The following is a 20,711-nucleotide window of genomic DNA, read 5'->3' as shown; positions in this document are numbered from 1 at the left end:
GCTAAACCGCCCGCACGACACATTTATAAAGTAATTCATCATGGTACAGATAGTTTTTTCCCAAGACAGTTATAGCAAGCGCCCTCTCCATGAAGGTTTAACGGAACAACAAGCATGGGAATTAGCTTCCCAAGTCAAAGCCCGGACTCAATTACTCAAACATAAGAAAGAGGGTTTAACACTAGCAGAGAAACGAATTTGCCTTCGCGGTGAACGAGCGCTGAGATTGCTTATCAATGAGTGCCGCCCGATCATTTGGGCACAAATCTATCGCTTTATCGGGTCCGAACGAATTTCCAGAGATGAAATGTACCAACTGGGGGTGATGTGTGTGGAGCGGGCGGCAAACAACCATAACCCGAATAAGCCAGGAAGACAAAGAAAGTTCAAAAGCTGGGTGTCATTTCAACTTAGACAGCGATTTCTCAACCTCTTCAGGGGTGAATTCAGGTTTTGCCGCAGAAACAGAAACACTTGTAACCAACTGATTCACACGAACCGTAATAGCGACGGGTATACTCCTCTCGATTCTGCACTGAATAAAGACTTAAGAGAAAGGCTCGATCAGATCATCACCACTTCATTAACCGAGCAAAAGGCCAAGCTCCTCCAAGCGTATTACTGGCAAGATAGGGATTCTGCCAGCATTGCCTCCCACTTTGGAATAAAAAGAGAGACGGTCAAGGGATATCTTTATGAATCCCGCAAACAGCTCCGAGAGAACCCACAACTCAAGGAGTTAGCCGAGTCCGTCTTTTCTGCGACTCCCAACTATTAACACTCCCTTGGCCGGGGCGGGGCCATACCCGCCCATCCGCGACATACCACTAAGGGCAATCCATCATGTATTACTCACTAAGTTTTCCTGGCAGAGTTATTTCCCACCTGCTCCAGTCTGGCGCCATTCTGCATGATCGGCAGTACACGGTCGGGAAGTACCAAGACACTCATGACTCTTGCTTTCCTTGGGTCATCTTGGACTGGCATCGGCATGGCGCTTTTGAGTGCCAATCTGAGAGTCCCGACGATATCGCAATGGATTTTATCGATCTGGTCGGTTCTCATAGGGCCTTTATCGCCACCAAAAAAGCGTTGGCCTAACTAGGCCAACTAAGCCACCCACCCGCTACATTTCAAATTCTAGAGAGATTCCAACAGGCTCTTGTCCTCTTTTGGTGATCCGAAATTGAGAATAAATGTCTTGTTAGGAAGCAACTTGAAGGTTCAGCAACACTTCTGAACTCGAAAGATTTACTTCCCACTGGAATAGTTGCCTTAGTCGCAGTTGGGAAATTTAGTTGCACTCTATAAACATGAGTGCCATTCGCTAAGCGGAAGCGAATTTTCAAAAGCTGGCATTCGTACTTTTTCGTACCACCATTAGGAGCCTCTACTCTTACTGGCAGTTCTAGTTCTTGAAAACATTCTGGAACAATGAACATTGGAGTAATGATTAATCCTGGAGGATGTACCAGCTCGAATATATCTTTAACTTCGATGATGAGTTTCTCTTCCAAGACCTGCTGCCTAACAGTTTATAGTTTGAGTTGGGACCGAAATCGTTAGCTTCAGCAAACAATATATTTTGAGATTTCCTCTCATGATTTTGTAAAGAAGAGATATGCTCCTTCCAAGATCTACCTCTTAGCATAGCCTTGCTAATTCTAAAGCTTCGGGTGTGCCTGTTAAAGTTAGGCCATTTAAATCAAGCTTCTGATTCCACCATGGAGGAACTTTTGCACTGTAATGTTCATATGAATAACAAGATGAACACCATTCCCAAAGAGCCCCTCTAATTCCGGAACCATCATAATATCGATGCAGTGAAGACTTACCGCATACGGGACAATCACCGTCTATATCAATGTCATTCTCTGACCAGAGAAAACTTGTTTCCATTGCATCTCAGCAGACGATGGTACACTCTGCCAATTAAACATAGATCTTATTCATCTTGCTAACTGTACTTAAGACTAAATTGGGGATTTTACTCAAAAAATATAAACAATTCTCAAGAATTTAAATGTAGTTTGATACCCTTGTTAGCTTGACAGAGTTAAGCGTTTATTCAACAGGTCTAATCCTGCCCGACCATACATCTGTCGTTTGAGCATTTTGAGTTTGTTGTTTAGCCCCTCAACTGGCCCATTACTAACCTCTAATGTCAGCCCCGCTTTGACTGCCGCATAGTCATCAATCAGCCCCTTAGCAACTTCTGGAATGGTTTGAGTGTGCTATTCTTTGCCAGTTCAAGCCAGTTGTCCAAGTGCTGGGGTAACTGCTTACGAACCAAGAGCAAGAAACTCTGTGTCAGCGTAATCGCATCGGATAATTCGGGCTGTCCACTAAGCTGAGTCAGGGTTTCTTCCTCTTCAGCGGTCAGTTCATCCATGTGACGCATCACCAACCATGATGCGCTCTTGGGTGTCAGAGGTTTTGGTTGTGTAATCCCACCTGCTGGTGCTGGTTTTGGCCCTCGTCCAGGTAAATTATTCAATGACTCTCTTGCCGGTCGAGCCTTCGGTTTAGATGGGTCGCGAGGGCTAAATTGATGGAGTTGGCGTGTATATCGAGCAACCGTGCCATAACTACCTTTAAATCCCTGCTCTTGAACTTCTTCAAATAGTTGTTGGCTATTCTGTCGCCCAGCCATCCACTCTTGGTAAAGATAGTCTTTGTAAGGTTCGATAACAGTAGGCACTTTACGGGTATAGGGCTGATGTTCAGGAAAGACTGGGTGGGACAAATACTGGTAAGCAGTCCTTTTGGCAATACCTAGATGATGAGCAATGTCAGTCACTCGATACCCCTGCTGCTTTAAGGCGTGAGTTTGTTGATAGTTGTGCAATCGACGAGTACGACTCCGAGGACCTTGCTCATCGGGAGGAACCTCGTTTTCTCGATACTCTCTGGTGCATGTGGTTCAGGTACTTCAGATTTCAAAGGGCTGCATCAACACTTTTCAGCGCAGGATAGTTAGAGTGAAATACCTTTTCCAATACTTCTTGTAAGTTCTTCAGCAAGTGGAAACGATCTGCGACCTGAATGGCATTGGGCGCACCTTCACTCATGGCTGACTTGTAGGTCTTGGAGCGGTCACGGGAAAGGATCTCAACACCAGGGTGTTCTTCCAACCAAGCGACTAAGGTTTTGCTTCACGATCTGGCAGTAGTGCAATAGTCCGATGCTGCTCCAGGTCCACCAAGATCGTTCCATAGTGATGGCCACGCCGGAAAGCAAAATCATCAACCCCTAGAATCTTTGGGGTTGGGGCTGGGGGAGGCTCAAGCTTGGCAATAGCGCGTAACATCGTATTGCGACTACTCCCATAATTGATCTGATAGCTCAGCCTCGCTGCTGCTGCACCGCCAAGGGCTAGACCAATCGAGCTTAGGTGTTCAGCAAAGCGAACGGTCTTTCTGGCCCAAGGAACAGCGACCTGGGGTAGTCGCTCAGTGAAGATCCGACGCTTACAAGCTTTATTGGAGCAGAAGAACTTACAGACTTGAAGCAGAATAGTCAGGCAGAAATCCACACAGGGGAGGTCTCTCAAGGTCCGCTCATAGCGACTGTGAACGCGATGTGATGTCTGATGGCAGACTGGGCAACAGGCAAAAACTTGGGTTGAAGAAACATGGAAGGTTATTTGATGGTTTGGGGAATCAAGATCCCAACTATTCAAATGGAGAGTGTCTTGGCACGGAAGGAATTGTTGGAGGAGTTCCACGAGCTGTCCTGGGAGATGGATTCATCTCTCCATCCTCTTACTAATTCCTTCAGTACAATACCCCATAATCAATCAGGTGTTCTGTGGTAAAACTTACAACGCTATGATAAGTAATCTGTCAGACGAATTGTTTGATGCTGCAACCTCCTACTTTCACTGGTGGCAAAATGTCTATCCAGAGCAGAAGGTTTATGCGTATGGATTTTACACAACTCCCTGCGTTGAGTGGGCGGGTATTGTAGTCATGACTGAAGATGGCTTGCGTACAGTAGCCAATGAGTATAAGGAAAAAGACTATTATCGCAACAAGAGTATTGATGAGTTAATAACTATGCTTCGGTGGTCTCCCGAAGATTCTCCGCATTGTTTGGAAAATAACAACATTTTCTCATCGGTCAACAAGCATTTGGCAAAGGTTAGTGAGACCACGCATGGATTAGATGTGGATGATGATGCCTTTTGTGAATATATTGATTCACTTTACAAAGCGCTTATTGCAGCGCTTCTCCGATTTCGTGCTGAAATTCTTGGTAACTCACGAGAACCATTACTCTCTGTGTGGTTCGGGGATCAAAGCGACAAAGAAATCGAGTATTTTATTGAGAGCTGCAATGATTTAGAAATCCTTGACTGGTATAGAAAAACTGTGACATAACGAGGTAGCTATTGAGAGAATCTCACTTCCCTATACAGCCAAAATCACATCACCAAAAGAGGACAAGAGCCACAGAGCGCTTTAAAGTACATGCGTGGTTGAGCTTGAGGAGAACTTTGAGATTGGGGATGTGATTGAGCTGAGGCCAGGAGAGACGATGGAACAGATCGGGGAGATGATCGGAGTGTGGTTGGAGCGGGAGCGGGTGAGTAGGGTTTGGGGGTAAAAATAGCAGGGTAGATCTAGACTTGAGTACAGTTATTCTTTTTTTTTTCTACGGAAGCTGCGGGATATGTCACAGATCAGGAAATTCTCTCAAGGAATAGTGGTGCTCGTAGTTCTGGCGACTGCGCTATGCCATGAAGCGGACAGAAAGGATGTTGTTGTACTGGCAAATCCAGTTCAAAGAATTCTACGCATCTAGCGCAATCACAACTACCCAAAGATGTTCAAAACTATTTGAAGCCCAGCATCGAATTCAAGTGGCACAAGAGACACAGGCATCTGAATTAGATTTAAGCGGGCTATCACTCACCCAAGTACCAATAGCAATCATGCAGCTTACCAAGCTACAATCGCTAAACCTGTCGGGTAACAAAATGAGTAGCTTACCGCCAGAAATCCTATGGCTTACCAAACTGCAATCGCTAACCTGTCGAGTAACCAACTGAGTAGCTTGCCACCAGGAATTGGACAGCTTACCAAGCTACAAACCCTAGATCTCCGGGGCAATAAGCTGAGTAGCTTGCCAGTAGAGATAGAGAAGCTGCGTCAATCAACAAAGATAACTGTGGAGGGCAACCCATTACCCCCTCATATTCTTGAGCAATATGAACCTCGTTGATTTTTTGTGAAGGGAACTGCTTCTCTAGAAAATGCCTAAGCTGTAAGACAATACAGGCTTGAACGGGTAGTAAACCATCACAGATGTGCATTACTGCTTCCTTTTAGAGAACAACAAAATGGCCGTCAAAATGGAGCCCCCAATCACGATAACGCTTATCACGTTCTGCACTAAAGGACTGAACGGCTTAGCTCCTGCTGTCCCACTGCTAGTTTCGTTGACAGGGATATTAAGAATCTTGCCGTGTCCCGCCTGCTGAACCTTAATCTGCCAAGTGCCTTTCTGGTCAGCCGGAGGCGAGAAGGTAAAGTGGCCCTCCTCATCCGCCGTTGCCGTTAGCCAGGGTTCAGCCGCATGATCGGGCGTATAGACCGTCACTTGGGCATTCGCCATTGGCTCCCCCGATTCAAAGGCTGCTTCAATTTCAACAGTGCCAGGGGTGACGCGATAATCCACAACGATGCCGTGTGCAAGGATCGCCGGAGTCACCCAGAGATTGACCCACAATCCTAATATCGGTGCCCAACGTCTGTTCATCCCAGACCTCTATGACGTGACAACCTCAGATCGACAGTGGCCCTCACCTACATGCCCAAGCCCGACCAATGCCTTCTCTAGTGTCTGGAACGCATCGGGAGACAGCTTTGCTTCAGCGTGGACCAATCTACTTTGAGCGTCTGCTCCTCAGCTAAAGCGGCCAAGGGCGTAAACCCCAAAGCGGAGGCATTGAGGTCGTCATCAGCCGGGAGTTCTCCATTTCCAAAGATGTGATCAAAGTGGAAGGTGGCTTCTAAATCTGCCGTTTGTCCGGATTCAACGACGCCTTTGCGCTCATCACCGACAATTCGCCACAGGTGTAGGCCAATTCGCGATCAAAGCTGAGCGTAAATTCAACGGTCTTGCCATCCTTGATTGCCTGCCCCACCAGCATCAGAACCTGCCCCGCCGCAGGCCCATCTTCAGCGGGAGTCATCTTCCAAGCTAGGGCATTGTAATGTCCTGCAGGTGCTTCTGTTTCGCTCACTGACACAGGAGCAGCGTTTTCATCTCCGGCAGCAAGATCCACTGTTTCAGCAGGCAGTGTTACTTCAGAGGTGGACTGCAGCGGTGCTTCTGTATCGGGGTCAAAAGGGGGATTGGTTTGATAGGCTTTAATTTCAGACAAATGGGCATAGACATGATCAAAGCTGATCTGCCAACCATCCTTAGAGGTGAAGCCTTGGCGCACAAAGTTTTCACCATTGGCCGCTATCTGCAGCGTCCCGGCCCCTGAAGCGCTAGCATCTGAAGAAGTAGCGGCGTCTGGAGAGGGGAATCATCCGATGGTTGACAGGCAACTAGCAAGCTGGAGCACAGCGCAACTGCAAAGAGAGATTGTTCAGCATTCCTTTCCTTTAGCCCTTAGAAAGCCTTCAGCAATGAAAAGCTCGATGGCGCTTTTATGCAAAGTATTGGCAAATCAGACTTGTGTTAGATAGCTCCATGGCAGCGTTTCACAATTTATCACCCTTTTCAAAGTATGCATCTAGAGGGGAGGGAACAATGGGAAAACCGCAAGCATTTCTGCGGCTGTAACTGTTGCTGGTGCTGCATTCTGCTTCTTAAAGATCATGCGGTGCATCAAAGGGTAAGTCACCCGGAGCTGTTCATGGTGAGATCGCCCTGCAAATACTGCTCCAACGATTCATACATCCAAAGCAGAGGCCAACGTACTAGCAAAATCTAGCTCAAGCTGTTTGAACATGGCGCTTATCCTTCAAAGGACATTCGGCAATCTCGCACTCGGATGGCTCCATGCGAATCGACGGCTCGAACTCCGTGATACCGAAGCGATCGCGCAGTACCTTCAGCACTTCCTTGAGGTAATTCCGTACCTGAGTATTGGTCATGCCCATACAGTGGATAGGTTCGATTTCCGCTAACTTCTCACTGCCTTGCCAGACACTGACGGCCAGAGCATGGAGGTGGGCATCCTTGGGCTTTTCTTTGTAGAGGTAGAGCAACGCCACGGGTGGGGCTTGAACAGGAACGGAGATCGTCTCAGTGGTTTCAACCTCAGTCTGTTCCACCTTCTGGTCGGCGCGCTCTCCCCTGCGGTTGGCATTGTTCCCCTTGCGGTTTCGGTAGTGAGAGCGTTTGCTGTCACAAGTGTTATCTTGCCAGCAGCTATCCCTTGAGGTCCGTGAATGTGCTTGGCCTCAGATCGAGAATAGTCGATGCACTTTAAGCATTTGGGATTAATGTGACGAGCCATACTCTAGGCCACTCCTTTGACCAGTGACGGTGAAAGTCAATCACAGAAAACTTTCGAGTTGCCAGGGTAGCATACCATTATTTAGTCTAAGAAATAGTCTAATACAGATTTTGGATAAAAATCTGGAATTAAAATCCCCGATCTAATATAGTGATCTGCAAGTTCATTCTCTGTGGTGCAAATTATTTTGCGTTTGGCTCAACATGCCGACTTGCCAGATGCGCATCTGAGTGAGCCGAATACTTATTAATTGATGCGATGTTCCTGCAACCAGTTCACCAGCTCAGCAGGTTCTGAGAAGTCAAGCAATGCTTCACCGAGAGATTCGAGTTGGTCGAGGGATAGGGATTGGATCTGCGATTGCAAATCTGGGGAAACGTCACCGATGCGGCGGGTGAGCAAGCGGAGGACAATGGACTGTTCCCCTTTGAGAATGCCAGTCTGTTCCCCTTCTTCACGGCCTTCTTGCAAAGACTCCTGCCGAATTTCTTGATACCAGGGCGACTCTCGTAATACCGTCATGTCCCACCTCATAATTTGTCTTACCAGCTCTGTGTCTAGGACAAAGCTAGCAAAGAACCCTAATAGAGATTCTAACTCAACTAATTCCTCATTCTGCTGGAGCTGAACCAAGGCCCGTCTAACCGTCTGCTGATTTCCACCCTCCTTGAGAATTGGCACAAAAGGAAGTAGGGTATCCAGCGATCGCTCGAATACGGTCTCAGCATCGACCTCCCAAAGATTGATGACACAGTAATCTTGTCGAGCCTGGAGACCCAAGAAATCAGATTCAAAGCGCCTACTCACAACGGTTGAAGCAGAGTGCGGCAAAATATTGACCAACACAGGATAAACAGGCAAGTTATAGCTTTCTTGAGCCAGGGCTGCATAGGCTCTCATCCTCAGAGGCATTTTGTCTGTGTAGCGTAGTTGTAACTCTGTGAGAATCAGAAACTCGCCATGAGCAGGGCTCTCCACCTTCATGAGCACATCGTTTTCACGACTGACCCACTGAAATTCAGACCCCAGGATTTCGAGAGCAATGACATCAGTTTGTTGAGTCACCCACTGTGCCCAAGCATCAGGAGCTAATCCCAACAAACGTTTCCCGCCAATGTCTGAAACTTTGGGCACTCTCTTAGCCTTGATAAAAAAAACTTGAAATCACAATGAGCAATTCCGGTTATTCTACTGGATGAAATTGACGCTAAAAGATCGGCAGTTTTTTGTGGATATAGAATAGCACCATTGATAACTAACGATGTTAGTTAAATAGTTATGAAGCCCGACAATAACAAAATTGATGATGCGGTTCTCGCTTTACTAGCCCTAAATATTCATGATGAAACTGAACAGGGGGCTCGCAGTTGGAAAGGGCACGATTGGGAGGCTCTTAATCGGTTGCACCACAAAGGGTGGATCAGTGACCCTGTCACCAAGGCCAAATCTGTCATCCTGACACCTGAAGGACTAGCGAGAAGTCGAGAGCTATTTAAACAGCTATTTACAAAAGAGACCTCATCGTAAAGCCCATCCTTTAATTTTGGAAAAACCTTGTAAGCGTTCATAAGGTCTGGGATAAATGTAAATTACTCTAGAAATTTGATAACGATTTATTAATTTTAAGAAGTTTAGTTATTCATATAAAAGCTGTAATCTACAAATATTTTGTCTTTTTGGCGACTGACCATGGTAGGCAATAAATAGCAAAAAGATAATACTTATTAAGTTACCTTAATCCAGACCTTATGAACGCTAACTCAGGGAATAAATCATTTAAGAGACACAGCGTACAGACCGAATTTCTAGAGTATCTGTAACGTAACAAGTACCACCAAATTTGTTAAGGAGAGGGCGAATATTGTCCACAACTGGCTTCAATAAGTCAGGTGCACAAAAGGCGATGATATAAACGTTATCTAGCATCGTGTGGTCTAGGTCTTCAGTATCACCGCGCAAGCCCTTACCCGCAACATTATGGATGACAGCATGACCATGAACCCCCGATTGATCTAAAGCGTCTAAAATTTTACCGAGTTCAAAGGAATTCGCAATAATTTCAATTTTTTTAACAGGATGCATGCCCTTAACTCCACAAAAACTCGATTCCAGAAAGGTACAGAGGGATTCCGACAATAATATTGAATGGAAAAGTCACAGCTAAAGCCGTTGAAACATAGAGGCTCGGATTGGCTTCGGGAACAGTCATGCGCATTGCGGCAGGAACAGCAATGTATGAAGCACTCGCACAAAGCACTGAGAATAAGAGTGCATTACCAACGGACATGCCAATCAGTTTGGCGATTCCTAACCCGATACCAGCATTGACTATTGGTATCAGTATGGCAAACCCAATTAGGAAAACTCCGGTTTTTTGCAAGTCTTTAATTCTGCGTGCAGCCACTAACCCCATATCGAGTAAGAAGAAGGTGAGCACACCATAAAACAGACCTTGGGTAAAAGGTTCTAGGACTTCCCAACCATGCTCTCCCGTTAAGACGCCGATCAGTAAACTACCAACGAGAAGAAACACAGAACTGTTGAGAAAGGCTTCCTTTAGAACTTCAGACCATTCCAAGTCTTGTTCTCGGTTGGCGGCAAATAGGTTAACGAGAATCAAGCCAACAATAATAGCAGGAGATTCCATTAAGGCTAGGGCGGCTACCATAAAGCCATCAAAATCAATTCCTAAATCGGTTAAGAAAGCACTAGCGGTAATAAAGGTCACGGCACTGATAGAGCCATACGTCGCTGCGATCGCAGCCGCATCATAATTTCCCAGCTTGATTTTGAGAATAAAGAAGGTGTAGAGCGGAACGAAGCACGCCATCATCATCGCCGCAGCTAGAGTCAACATTACATCCTGGGTAATCCCACTCTTAATAAGTTCAACTCCCCCCTTAAAGCCGATGGAAAAGAGCAGATAAAGCGAGAATAACTTGGGGATCGGGGCGGGTATTTCTAAGTCAGATTGGACGAAAACAGCCGTCATGCCCAAGAAAAAGAATAATACAGGTGGATTTAAAATATTAGATATGATGAGACTAATGTCCATAAAGACCCCTTCTAATACAACAAAAACCACACAAGATATAAGGAGATCCTTTCTTTAAAAAAACTATGTTTATCATCGATAGTAGGCTAATCTCAATAAACCGAAAAAAGATGGGAATTCTAATCTTTAACTTAACAACTCTGTACTGAAAGTACAGAGTTGTTAAGTTGTTGCCAATAACACACTAATTTCCCATTTTTTGAGAATAAACAATATGAAATATTAACGCTTATACCCGAAGTCATGACTATCTGAAACTTTGGCAACCATACCCTTGTTACGAGAGGCATAATCCTTAAAAGATAAATATGCATGTTCAGGATCATAGAGATGACATTGTTCAGAAATTTCTTTCATTAAGGCCCAATTAAATTTGCGTTCATAAATATAATTCTCCCAATTCTTCTTCAAGTTCTGGTGAGCCATGCGCAAATTATAAAAAGGAATTGCTGAAGAAATATGATGAGGTACATGAACATTAATATCATGGCATAAAAACTCTACCCAAAAGGGATAGTCGCAATGTACTGACCCCAAAAGTTGTGCTTCCGTAGCATTCCATTCATCAGTGGGTTTAAAGGGAATATCAGCAGCAGTATGGTGAACAATTGTGAATGTGCTCATCCAAAAGTGATAGACCATCCAGGGAATCAACCAGAATTTAACGAAACCCCAAATACCAGTCATGTAAATTATGAGAGGGAAAAAAATTGCAATAAATATAAGCACAACGCCAATGGAGAACTTGACATCACCTCGGTCTTTTTCATTAAAGGAATTCCAGTTAAAGTGCAAATTGGCCCAATGCACAATAGAACCTATCCACCAAAAATAGCCGCGAATAAGTTTGTATAAAGTGCGACTCATGGTGGAAAGATTTTCAAATTCTTGGATATCAAAAGGACGCCAAGCATTATCGACCCCCAATTCATTGGTATGGGCATGGTGGAAATTATGCAAAATTCGCCAGCTATGAAAAGGGTAAATCAGAGGCATCATCCACACATGTCCAACCAAATTATTGACCCAGCACTGTCTTGCAAAAGACCTATGGCCTGCATCATGTCCAATGACAAAGCAGCCAGTTAAGGCGGTTCCCGTAAATATCCAGGTTATAGGTAATAAAAACCATGGAGAATAAACAATGGCCACATATCCTAAGAACACCATCACTAAACTAGTGATAGCTCCAGACCAAGCTCTAAATACGTTCTGTTGAAAGCATTCTTTCGGCAAGGATTTTATGATATCTGGTAAGGTAATGCATTTATCGGGCAGTGTTCTCAGTTGAAGGTTCGACGCATCAAGGGATGAAGTCATAATTATAAAAAACCTCTCCTTTACTGAAGGAAAATCAATCTAGATATTTTGTTAACAGTGATAACTAGTTGCTTTTTACTAGTAGAAGCCCATAGAATATCCTTAAATGAATCTTGTATTTATGCCTCATGATTGTGCCTCAAACAGGTTTAATCTAAATGGTTGCCTTGATTATTCCAATCAGATTTTGCAACCCAGTCATTAAAAGACTAGAAAAATAGGCTCAAACTAATCTAGTTATTGCGGGTAAATAAGTGATTAAACCTCTTGCATAATTCAACTAACGATATGGTAGAAGACTTAAAATTCGAGTCAGATAGCGACATTTTTGCGTAAGTAGCACATCATGAAACGAATATTGCAAGAGGTCTATTATTTCAAGCGCATGGTCATCGAATACAAAAACTTTTCAAATGCATGACCTCTTCCACTATTTATTGAATCAAGATTTAATAGCAATCCTGCTTGAATCTTCAGCACTCATTAATTATTGGCAATAACTAATAGTTGTTGATAAGAAACTCAGGCATAAAGAGTTACCTTGCATTAGGGGATGTAATTTTCTTGTAATACTGACCATCCCGTCCATGACACAAGGATTAAAGCCACGAAAACCAGACCATTGAGACTCACATGCAAGGGACGAGCCCAAGGTCGTTTTGGGTGTACACGACTGGCTGACCAAGCAGAAATAATTGCTAATCCAGCTATAAACAAGCCAGCTGGCAAATGGGGAGAGTGCCCTTCTGTTCCATCATAAATGTTGGCACCAATGATCCCAAATGTCATTAATTCTAAGATGTTGAGCACAAATGTAATGCCCAATCCGTAGTGAAGATACCTTAACCATCCCCAAGCTGCATGACCATGTTTAAGTCGATATTTTCTCAGAAAAAATCCTAATATACATAATCCTAGATATAAACAAACAGCTAAAGTCATCGAAAAAGCTGTTATAGATGCAAACAGAAAAGGAGGGGGTGAATCCATAGTGACCTCAACCTTACTAATGATTTTTTTATAAAGATCGATTAGACAGAAATATTAAATACTTAAAAACCATTTTACTTTGACAGGATTTATCACAGCAAAACCATTATCCTCAACAGTCTTGACTGCAGAATAACGATAGCTAATAGTCGATCCGGTACCGATTTTTGGAGTTTAAAAACTACCGAAGATCAGGTTATTTTGCACAGACAGTAAGAAGTTTAATAAAGGCTAAAGCTATTTAGTGATATTGTGTAGCCTTTTTAATTTCAGTGAAATTAATCTACTTAGTTATTGGATAAGAGTGCCTACAAGCTCTGAAATGATTGGCCCAGAAGATACTCATTTGCAGTGATATTCGAAATCGGATCTGATTATTTTGAGTTCTTAATAAAGTCCTTAAACATTTCGAACTCTTTAGCTTGTTTTTGAAGTTGGTTTGTAATGCGGTCACATACTAGTTCACAGAGTTCAAAAATAATCGGATCTGCTATCTTGTAATAGACTGATACTCCTTGCGGCTGACGGGAGAGAATACCGGCTTGAGTCAGAGCCCTCAGGTGTTTAGATAGATTAGCTTGCCCCATGCCAGTGGCTTCAATAATATCTTTGCCGTTCATTGGTCCAGCTCTGAGGCAGCTCAGAATTTGTAGCCGACTAACTTCAGAGAGCATCTTAAAGTATTCTGCAACGGGCTCCAACACAACGGAAGAAGTCTGAGCATGAAATGTATTAGGCATATTGAGCCTTTGGGATAACTTTTACGACTTATAACTATATACTACTTTAATACAGCAATGACAACCTTAATGATATGGTCTGTAAACAAAGGTTTAATTTTGGGTAAATCACCCAATTCATTCACTATTAGAAAGTCAAGATTATGCCCTCAACTACAGAAGTATTAGTCATTGGAGGAGGATTAATTGGGTTAGCAACAGCCGTGGAATTGGCTCAGCAAGGTGTAGAAGTTACGGTTATTACTCGGAAGTTATGCGAAGCGGCAACCCAATCTGCTGCTGGTATGTTGGCTCCACAAGCAGAGAGATTATCCTCAGGTCCTCTATTAGATCTGTGTTTACGTAGTCGCTCTCTTTATGCCGATTGGGTACAAACACTTGAAAATCTGACTGGCCTTGATGCCCAATACTGGCCTTGTGGTATCTTAGCTCCCCTTTATGAGGCGGATCTGATAGATCAAAATTCAGAACCTCAATTCATATTGGACACAGAACACCAGTGGTTAGATTACTCTGCGCTTTCAAAACAACAATTAGGGCTAAGTTCAGATGTGAGAGGAGGATGGTGGTTCCCAGCCGATGCCCAAGTTGATAATCAGGCACTAGCGAAGGTACTCTCTGCAGCAGCCCAGCATCTTGGAGTGACTATTCTAGAAGGCGTAAATGTTAATACTATTAAGCATCAAGGAAATCGAATTTGTCAGATAAGTACTCCAACATCCCACTGGCAAGCCGAAGTTTATATCCTAGCGATGGGGGCTTGGTCTGGAGATCTGTTACCCATTCCGATTCAACCCTGTAAAGGTCAGATGCTCTCAGTTCACGCTATAACTCCAAGCCATGGTGAACAGCCTTTGCAGCATGTCCTTTTCGGAACAGAAGTTTACTTAGTACCCAGACGTAATGGTCGGATCTTGATTGGCGCGACGAATGAAAATGTCGGATTCCAATCACACAATACCCCTTTAGGTATTCAGGCTTTATTAGCAGCAGCAATAAGATTATTTCCCCAGATTCAACATATGATACTTGAAAAATTTTGGTCAGGATTTCGCCCCACAACCCCTGATCAAGAACCCATTCTTGGTACAAGTCCTTATGAGAATTTATTTCTTGCCACTGGACACCACCGCAATGGAATTTTGTTGGCTCCCATCACTGGCAAAATTATGGCTAACTTGATTCTCTCAGGAACGAGCGATCCCCTCCTTGATTGCTTCAATTGTCAGCGATTTGGTTATGACTGGCATGCAAGTTTCTAGGTTGAACAGGGAGTTATTATCTGGATGAATATTGATTCAGTTCTTCACCGCTATTCTGTTGGTGGACGAGACTTCCATCGCATTGAGCTTCGGGAAGCAGAGTTGATCAATTCTGAACTCTGTGGTGCGGATTTTTCTGATGCTGATTTACGCCAAAGTCGTTTTGGCCGGACCAATTTCAGCTACACATGCTTCCGAAGAGCTAATCTGAGCGAAACCATTTTCTGGGGAGCTGACCTGACTTCTGCAGATATGCGGCAAGCCAATTTACGAGAAGCGGATTTAAGTGGAGCTAAGCTAATTCAAACCCAACTAACAGAGGCAAATTTATTGAAAGCATGCCTCTGTGGTGCAAATTTAAGTGCAGTTCAAATGGATGGTGCCATCCTCATTGAGGTAGATCTACGTCCTACCTCAGATCAACGAACAGATTTAGGTAGAGCCAATTTAGCTGGAGCAGATTTAAGCTATGCCAATCTAAGCCAAGCTCTTTTAACCCAAGCAAACCTAGATGGTGCAAAACTATGTCGAGCCACTCTTAAAAGCGACCAGTGGCGAGATGCATTTGCCACTGATCTCAGTGAAGCCAGTTTATGTGGGGCAGACCTCAGCTATGTAGATTTAAGTGGCGTCAACCTGCGAAAGGCTAATCTAAGGGGAGCTGATCTGACAGGTACAGCACTCACCTACGCTGAGCTCAAAGATGCCATTATGCCCAATGGTAATGTACATAGTTGACTATTGGTTGTCAGCCTAGCTAGATAAAGGCCCTCGCAGCAGCGATAGGACCATCCTTTAATCAAGACTGAAATAGGGTTTCGAGCCAGACAAAAGCAAGCATTTGGTAACAAGCTCAGTCATGATGGTCTGTCTCATTTGCATCATCAGACGTTAGTCAACAGTCTGAACCTTGATCAATCTCTCCGCTAATTGCCATCAATCGAAGCCACCTGTAGTTAGATGACACTGCTTTTACAAAAGTAGGGTAAACCACATACCTCACACCAAACTCTTGGCACACGTCAGCCACGATGGGTGCAAGTTGGGGATAGTGGATATGACATACATGAGGAAATAAATGGTGAATGGCTTGGTAGTTAAGACCACCCAAATACCAATTCAAAAAAGCATTTTGGGGTGCAAAATCTGCAGTCGTCTTAAGCTGAAAAATAGCCCATTCATCCTCAATTTGATTGGACTCTAGATTGGGCTTTGGAAATTCTACACCTTCTACAACGTGAGCTAGCATGAAGATCTCACACACTATAGCTCCATACGTTAAATAGGAAATTGATACACCAATCCCAATTTCTAAGAGGGAATAGCCTACTGCAAAAGGAATACCGATAAAGAATATTAGCCAAATAATACGACCACTCCAAAACATAAGGTAGTCTAGAGGCTGCATCGGTGGCAGAGTATGTCCTAGATAATCTTGGTTAAAGATCACTCTTTGAATGTCCTTGATGTACCAGTAAAAAGGAATAAAGGGATAGATGAACCAAATCCAAACATGTTGTAGTCGATGATGGGCCTGATGTTTGGTATGAGGTGACATGCGCACAACACCATCACCCTCAATTTCATTATCGTAGCCTTGGATATTGGTATAGACATGATGCAACTGGTTATGGCGAAACTTCCATAGGAAGCTCGATACACCAATAATGTCGTAGCAAAAGCCAATAAGATGATTCATTACAGGGCTGGAAGAATAAGCACCATGATTAGCATCGTGGCCAATACTCATCCCTACGCCAGCCATCCCAATGCCTAGACAAATGCAACCCAGAATTTTTATTCCTAGACTGTGTTGAGTAAATAGGACAATTGCCCAAGCTGCCAATGTCCAAGTGGTAATAACCACTGTTTTGAAATACATTGCTTGGTTGTCTCGGGATTTAATGCTATTTATGGCAAAGTATTGATCTACCCGTCGGTTTAATTCCTTCCTAAACCCGACGCTTTTAGCAAAGGTAACTTTTGAGTTAGTCAATTTCAATACCGATTGAGTTGATCGAATTTCAAATCTAAACCGAAGCTATAACTGAGAAATACCGATTTCCTGAGATAAGCTTTAAGTTAGGGTAACAAGCTCGCTAAATAGGGGCAGTCTCAGATGTCAATTACGTAGGCCAAAATTTTTTAGTTTTACCTGCTACTTTTGATTATGGTTTGCGGGTCGATTTGAGTCTTGGCAATACCATCTTGAGATCTAGAAATGGTGATCTTTTCCGCAGGTGATCGCGCCAGTGAGCAAATGACAATTATCAATAAAGCCACCCTAAATAGAGCTTCTTACAAGTAAGAAGCTCTATTTAGGGTGGGGTACAGGGGTTTTATTCTAGCTAGGGATCAGCTGGCAGCCTTTTGAGACTTGGCTGTGTGTTTGGCAGCTTCTTGCTTACGGAAACTTTCTGCTTGCATCTCGAAATGGTGGCGTGGTGAATTAAGCGATCAATGGCAGCCACGGTCATCATTGAGTTAGGAAAGATTTTGTCCCATTGACTGAAAGGTTGATTGGCCGTGATGAGTAGGCTCTTTCGCTCATACCGGTGAGCAATCAACTCAAACAGGACCGAGGTTTCAACATCGGACTTTTGGACATAACCGAGATCATCATGATAAGTAGATCATAGCGGTCAAGTTTGGACAAGAGACTCTGCAATTCCAATTGAAGTTTGGCCAGCTGTAGTTGTTGCACCAGGGTTGTGGCTGTGACAAATTTTACTCGCTTACCCAACTCAATAATAGAAGCTCCTAATGCAGAGCTGACGTGTGTTTTCCCTGTTCCGCTCGGCCCAAAAATTAGAATGTTGCTGCCGGACTCTAGCCAGTGAGTCGTTTGGGCAAACTCCATGAGAGCAGCTGGATTAAGGGTGGGAACATGGGCAAACTCAAATTGGTCCAGGACTTTCCGTAGGGCAGCTGCGCTTCGGTTAGAGCGCGTGAAATCCGATTCTGCTCCCGACGGCTGGCTTCGCCTTGAGCTAAAGCCAACAGAAACTGGGCGTAGGACCAGTTCTCCTGAGTCGCTTGATGCTCGATGCTCTGCCACTCGTCGAGGAAATGCCTCAACCGCAACTGTTTTAGGGTTGTCATCAGCAACTGGTATGGGTTGTCCGGGTCTGCTGTGGAGGAGTTGATCATAGTCAGATAAATCGTGCTGTTGTGAGGTGACGTCAGGATATTGCTCAGTCGAGAGCTTGAATTCAAAGGCTTGTTTTAATCTGCTCAAGGTCAGGGTGGACTGGTCCAGTTGAGTTTGTAGGTAGTCGGCCACCTGGGATTCTTGATCTTGGGTCGCGGCGATGTAGAGGGCTTCGGTGATTAATCGTGCCGCCTGGTCCCGCTCAAAATTAGCTTTGAGTGATTCCCACAGCTGATGCCACTGAAGATTGGGCAGTAGCTCTGATTGCCATTGGCAGTAGAGAAATGCGTTTGGCTTTCTCCTGAGACTTTCTGCCACATGCTTGTAATCGATGCTGCGAGCGCGTCTCTTCTTCCCAGAGCCATGGACATGGACCCGCGCCAATTCCATTACGGGAGTGGTTCCTAAGAAGCCAACGATGCGGTCATGGTATAGATGCAGTTTTAAGCGGTGGCCAATCAAACGAGAGGGAACAGTGTATAGGACACAGCGGACGGCAATCGTGCTATTGCAGCTGACTTTGGCACTGCGCACTTCATAATCAGGAGTGCGATATCTGGGCAAAGGTTGTAATGTCGGCAGCTCCAGTGCAAACTTTTTTGGCACTTGGCATTGAGCTTGGCGATGACTTGCTCGATGAACTGCTGATAGGCTGCTACGGATGCAAAGTCAAAGCTGCCTCGACGATACAGGGCTTGGCATAATCGTCGCTTGAAATAGCCATGGGAACCCTCTATGCCCCATTTTCATGAGAGACGCCCAGGTTGTTGCGGGTAGGCTCCATCCGGTAATGGTCACACAGGGTCGAATACAACTGAGTCAGCTGGGGGTTACGACCGCCGGTATTGCGATAGGCCGCACTCAGACTATCGGTACGGTGGGTCTTAGGCACACCACCACAGGCAGATAAGGCATTTTGTAGTCCTTGAGATAAGCCGATAAAACTCTCTCCCCCTTGAATCACCTGCACGTACTGCCAGCCGCTATAACTCAGTCGATAGTGATACAAGATATGGTGAAAGGCTTCACCCTGAACCGTCACACTGAAACCTTTGAGCTGAGTGAAGTCTGACTGTCCCATCTCCCCAGGATGATGTTGAATTTTGAACATCACTTCTTTGGGCTTGCCATGAGCTGCCTTCCATTTAGCGGTTCGGCGTTGCACGGTTCTGATCTTGTCATCATATTGCCCAGGATGGTTCTCTTGTAAGGTCTCAATAGAGTAGTCGCTTCTAATCGAGGCTCACGCTCTAACATCGGCTCAAGTTCTAATTCCCATAATCCATCCAGCGGATCTTCACGGGTTTCCAGTCATGAGGGCGGCCGCGCTGGGGGCGATGAGTACCACTATCAATGCGGTGGGCTGTGCGGGTAGAAATGCCGGCTTTAGCAGCTGCTGTTTCTTGAGAAGAGCCGGATTGTTTTGTCTGCATATAAAGATGAACCTGTTGAGGTTTAATAGGAGCTGGCACTAGAGGTTCCTAATTGCGTAGGAGTACAAACCCTAGTGTCTTTCCTGTATGGGGATATAAAAAATCGAAAGTGACTGATGCTCTCTCTGCAGATGTGATCTCTGGATTGAACTAGATTCTGATTCCTAGAGAAGACTATGCAATTGACAACCTCTGTCTACGTAATTGTCACTCAACTGGGCAGGCTGCAACTACTACTGGATAAAAGTTGTAAAGATTTTCTAAATAGATAAAATTGTTGCTCTGAGATCCTACAGCTTTCAACCATGCTGTTTACTCTTGCATCAAGTTAAATATTTGGTTTTGTGCCTACAATAGTTCGATGTCGAGGATCGCTAGCAACCGTATTAATTTGCTCAAAACCAATTGCAGTCATTGCGGCTTCCATGTCAAACGTATAAAGTCATCACTCCAAGGTTCTGTGCTTTTTAACAAGGTAAAGAGTGTAGGTGGAAGATTCTGAATTACAGGTGATGTGGGATTTGTATCGACGAGTGCAAGGCACCCGCCTGGACGCAAAATCCTCAGTACCTCTCGGAAAATATCTTGGGTTGCTTAGCGAGGTAATTCGTGTGTGACAAATTGCAATGACACCATATCGAAGGACTCGTCAGGTAAACCGGTATCTTCTGCTTGGGCATGGATTCAGGAAGTAATCTCTGATTGAATATCCAGAGTTTTGGTAACCGCAAGCATATAGGATGATAAGTCTAAACCTACCGTTTCCACTTTGGTATCTTGGCGACCGATGTAATAGCGATGTAGAGCCTGAGTTGGATGCCAACTGAACAACCCATATCAGGGATATTAGTAACCCGATGAAGACCATATTTTTTCAAAGCATGGTGGAAGCTGTGGCGCAATCTATCTTGTGCTATTTGCCAACTCAAATTTTCTTTAGGCCATACCCGTAATGCCATTGATTGAATGGCTGAAGGTGCTTCAAAAGCTGCCTTCCAACATAAGTTGCCTGCAGAATAAGCGTGAAAGGGGACCAGATAGTAATCGGGATAACTCACAGATGGGTTGGTGATTTTTTCCAGAACCCCCTTCGTACCAGACGATTCAAGCGACTGGTAGTTTTGAGGCCAGGGAATGCCATTTTGTTCTGCAGTTTTAATCAAGACCTGCCTGGCCTGATATTTCATCGCTGCATAGATGGGCTTAATTTGGATCAAGTGATTAACAAAGTTGGAAAGTAAGTTCTCCCCAGTCCAATCAGGCTTGAGTTTGCATCCCAT

21 protein-coding genes and 4 pseudogenes are annotated in these 20,711 nt (G+C 44.5%); 9 read left to right on the top strand and 16 right to left on the bottom strand.

Translation table 11 applies throughout. The features are described from left to right. Positions 1–40: 40 nt before the first annotated feature. Entirely contained in the window at positions 41–778 is a 738-nt protein-coding gene (locus ON05_RS35630) for a sigma-70 family RNA polymerase sigma factor (protein ID WP_010480674.1), read from the top strand. Between the two features lie 65 nt (positions 779–843). Continuing rightward, positions 844–1,101: a hypothetical protein gene (locus ON05_RS35625; RefSeq protein WP_010480672.1), complete on the top strand. Its 258-nt coding sequence runs from the start codon at positions 844–846 to the stop codon at positions 1,099–1,101. Between the two features lie 32 nt (positions 1,102–1,133). Here the strand turns inward: ON05_RS35625 and ON05_RS35620 are convergent, their stop codons facing one another. Together ON05_RS35620 and ON05_RS35615 are read right to left on the bottom strand one after the other, a co-directional pair. Beyond that, entirely contained in the window at positions 1,134–1,517 is a 384-nt protein-coding gene (locus tag ON05_RS35620; RefSeq protein WP_262562660.1) for a hypothetical protein, read from the bottom strand. Positions 1,518–2,042: 525 nt separating this feature from the next. Continuing rightward, positions 2,043–3,727: pseudogene (locus ON05_RS35615) on the bottom strand (ISL3 family transposase). Positions 3,728–3,854: 127 nt separating this feature from the next. On the opposite strand from ON05_RS35615, the gene ON05_RS35610 reads away from it, so the two are divergent. The 4 genes from ON05_RS35610 (at position 3,855) to ON05_RS35600 (ending at position 5,226) form a co-directional block, all read left to right on the top strand. Beyond that, positions 3,855–4,382: a DUF4303 domain-containing protein gene (locus ON05_RS35610; RefSeq protein ID WP_262562659.1), complete on the top strand. Its 528-nt coding sequence runs from the start codon at positions 3,855–3,857 to the stop codon at positions 4,380–4,382. A 94-nt stretch (positions 4,383–4,476) separates the two neighbouring features. Beyond that, positions 4,477–4,608 (top strand): hypothetical protein, encoded by a 132-nt coding sequence (locus ON05_RS35605; RefSeq protein ID WP_010473930.1) that lies wholly within the window; start codon positions 4,477–4,479, stop codon positions 4,606–4,608. A 133-nt stretch (positions 4,609–4,741) separates the two neighbouring features. Beyond that, on the top strand, positions 4,742–5,053 hold the full coding sequence (locus tag ON05_RS38930) for a hypothetical protein (protein ID WP_396150947.1): 312 nt from the start codon (positions 4,742–4,744) through the stop codon (positions 5,051–5,053). Continuing rightward, positions 5,008–5,226: a leucine-rich repeat domain-containing protein gene (locus ON05_RS35600; protein WP_262562658.1), complete on the top strand. Its 219-nt coding sequence runs from the start codon at positions 5,008–5,010 to the stop codon at positions 5,224–5,226. The genes ON05_RS38930 and ON05_RS35600 overlap by 46 nt, the downstream gene beginning before the upstream one ends. A 90-nt stretch (positions 5,227–5,316) precedes the next feature. Here the strand turns inward: ON05_RS35600 and ON05_RS35595 are convergent, their stop codons facing one another. From ON05_RS35595 to ON05_RS35580, 4 genes and pseudogenes are all read right to left on the bottom strand, one after another. Beyond that, complete coding sequence (locus tag ON05_RS35595) at positions 5,317–5,763, bottom strand: carboxypeptidase-like regulatory domain-containing protein (RefSeq protein WP_010473928.1); 447 nt, start codon at positions 5,761–5,763, stop codon at positions 5,317–5,319. A 253-nt stretch (positions 5,764–6,016) separates the two neighbouring features. Then, positions 6,017–6,454, bottom strand: coding sequence for a hypothetical protein (locus tag ON05_RS35590; RefSeq protein ID WP_262562657.1), 438 nt, complete (start codon positions 6,452–6,454; stop codon positions 6,017–6,019). Between the two features lie 499 nt (positions 6,455–6,953). Then, a pseudogene (locus tag ON05_RS35585) lies at positions 6,954–7,480 on the bottom strand (hypothetical protein). Between the two features lie 246 nt (positions 7,481–7,726). Continuing rightward, positions 7,727–8,614, bottom strand: coding sequence for a DUF4351 domain-containing protein (locus ON05_RS35580; protein ID WP_010481586.1), 888 nt, complete (start codon positions 8,612–8,614; stop codon positions 7,727–7,729). 144 nt (positions 8,615–8,758) lie between these two features. Here ON05_RS35580 and ON05_RS35575 point away from each other — a divergent pair, with 144 nt between their 5' ends. Continuing rightward, positions 8,759–9,007, top strand: a complete 249-nt coding sequence (locus tag ON05_RS35575; RefSeq protein WP_010481583.1) for a DUF6429 family protein — start codon at positions 8,759–8,761, stop codon at positions 9,005–9,007. 249 nt (positions 9,008–9,256) lie between these two features. Here ON05_RS35575 and ON05_RS35570 read toward each other — a convergent pair whose 3' ends face one another. From ON05_RS35570 to ON05_RS35550, 5 genes are all read right to left on the bottom strand, one after another. Further along, the gene (locus tag ON05_RS35570; protein ID WP_010481581.1) at positions 9,257–9,562 is read right to left on the bottom strand and encodes a P-II family nitrogen regulator; all 306 of its coding nucleotides are present in this window, start codon (positions 9,560–9,562) and stop codon (positions 9,257–9,259) included. Between the two features lie 4 nt (positions 9,563–9,566). Further along, on the bottom strand, positions 9,567–10,535 hold the full coding sequence (locus ON05_RS35565; RefSeq protein WP_010481579.1) for a sodium-dependent bicarbonate transport family permease: 969 nt from the start codon (positions 10,533–10,535) through the stop codon (positions 9,567–9,569). 222 nt (positions 10,536–10,757) lie between these two features. Then, positions 10,758–11,855 (bottom strand): fatty acid desaturase, encoded by a 1,098-nt coding sequence (locus tag ON05_RS35560; RefSeq protein ID WP_010481577.1) that lies wholly within the window; start codon positions 11,853–11,855, stop codon positions 10,758–10,760. Between the two features lie 546 nt (positions 11,856–12,401). Continuing rightward, positions 12,402–12,845 (bottom strand): DUF4079 domain-containing protein, encoded by a 444-nt coding sequence (locus ON05_RS35555; protein WP_029315831.1) that lies wholly within the window; start codon positions 12,843–12,845, stop codon positions 12,402–12,404. A gap of 374 nt (positions 12,846–13,219) precedes the next feature. Beyond that, entirely contained in the window at positions 13,220–13,585 is a 366-nt protein-coding gene (locus tag ON05_RS35550) for a helix-turn-helix transcriptional regulator (RefSeq protein WP_010481572.1), read from the bottom strand. 143 nt (positions 13,586–13,728) lie between these two features. On the opposite strand from ON05_RS35550, the gene thiO reads away from it, so the two are divergent. Both thiO and hetL read left to right on the top strand, forming a co-directional pair. Next, the gene (thiO, locus tag ON05_RS35545) at positions 13,729–14,847 is read left to right on the top strand and encodes a glycine oxidase ThiO (protein WP_010481570.1); all 1,119 of its coding nucleotides are present in this window, start codon (positions 13,729–13,731) and stop codon (positions 14,845–14,847) included. Positions 14,848–14,871: 24 nt separating this feature from the next. Continuing rightward, positions 14,872–15,585 carry a heterocyst differentiation pentapeptide repeat protein HetL gene (gene hetL, locus ON05_RS35540; RefSeq protein WP_010481568.1) on the top strand — a complete coding sequence of 238 codons (714 nt, stop codon included), beginning with the start codon at positions 14,872–14,874 and terminating at the stop codon, positions 15,583–15,585. A 157-nt stretch (positions 15,586–15,742) separates the two neighbouring features. On the opposite strand, the gene ON05_RS35535 is transcribed toward hetL, so the two are convergent. The 5 genes and pseudogenes from ON05_RS35535 to ON05_RS35525 form a co-directional block, all read right to left on the bottom strand. Next, the gene (locus tag ON05_RS35535) at positions 15,743–16,849 is read right to left on the bottom strand and encodes an acyl-CoA desaturase (protein ID WP_085945267.1); all 1,107 of its coding nucleotides are present in this window, start codon (positions 16,847–16,849) and stop codon (positions 15,743–15,745) included. 346 nt (positions 16,850–17,195) lie between these two features. Continuing rightward, positions 17,196–17,949 (bottom strand): annotated as a pseudogene (istB, locus tag ON05_RS38925) (IS21-like element helper ATPase IstB). Positions 17,950–18,731: 782 nt separating this feature from the next. Continuing rightward, entirely contained in the window at positions 18,732–19,163 is a 432-nt protein-coding gene (locus ON05_RS38920; RefSeq protein ID WP_396150937.1) for a hypothetical protein, read from the bottom strand. A 103-nt stretch (positions 19,164–19,266) separates the two neighbouring features. Then, entirely contained in the window at positions 19,267–19,470 is a 204-nt protein-coding gene (locus ON05_RS38915) for a hypothetical protein (protein ID WP_396150935.1), read from the bottom strand. Positions 19,471–19,759: 289 nt separating this feature from the next. After that, positions 19,760–20,711, bottom strand: a pseudogene (locus ON05_RS35525) (class I SAM-dependent methyltransferase).

This window comes from Acaryochloris sp. CCMEE 5410 (assembly GCF_000238775.2).
GTDB lineage: Bacteria > Cyanobacteriota > Cyanobacteriia > Thermosynechococcales > Thermosynechococcaceae > Acaryochloris.
This window is presented reverse-complemented; position numbering and strand designations above follow the sequence as displayed.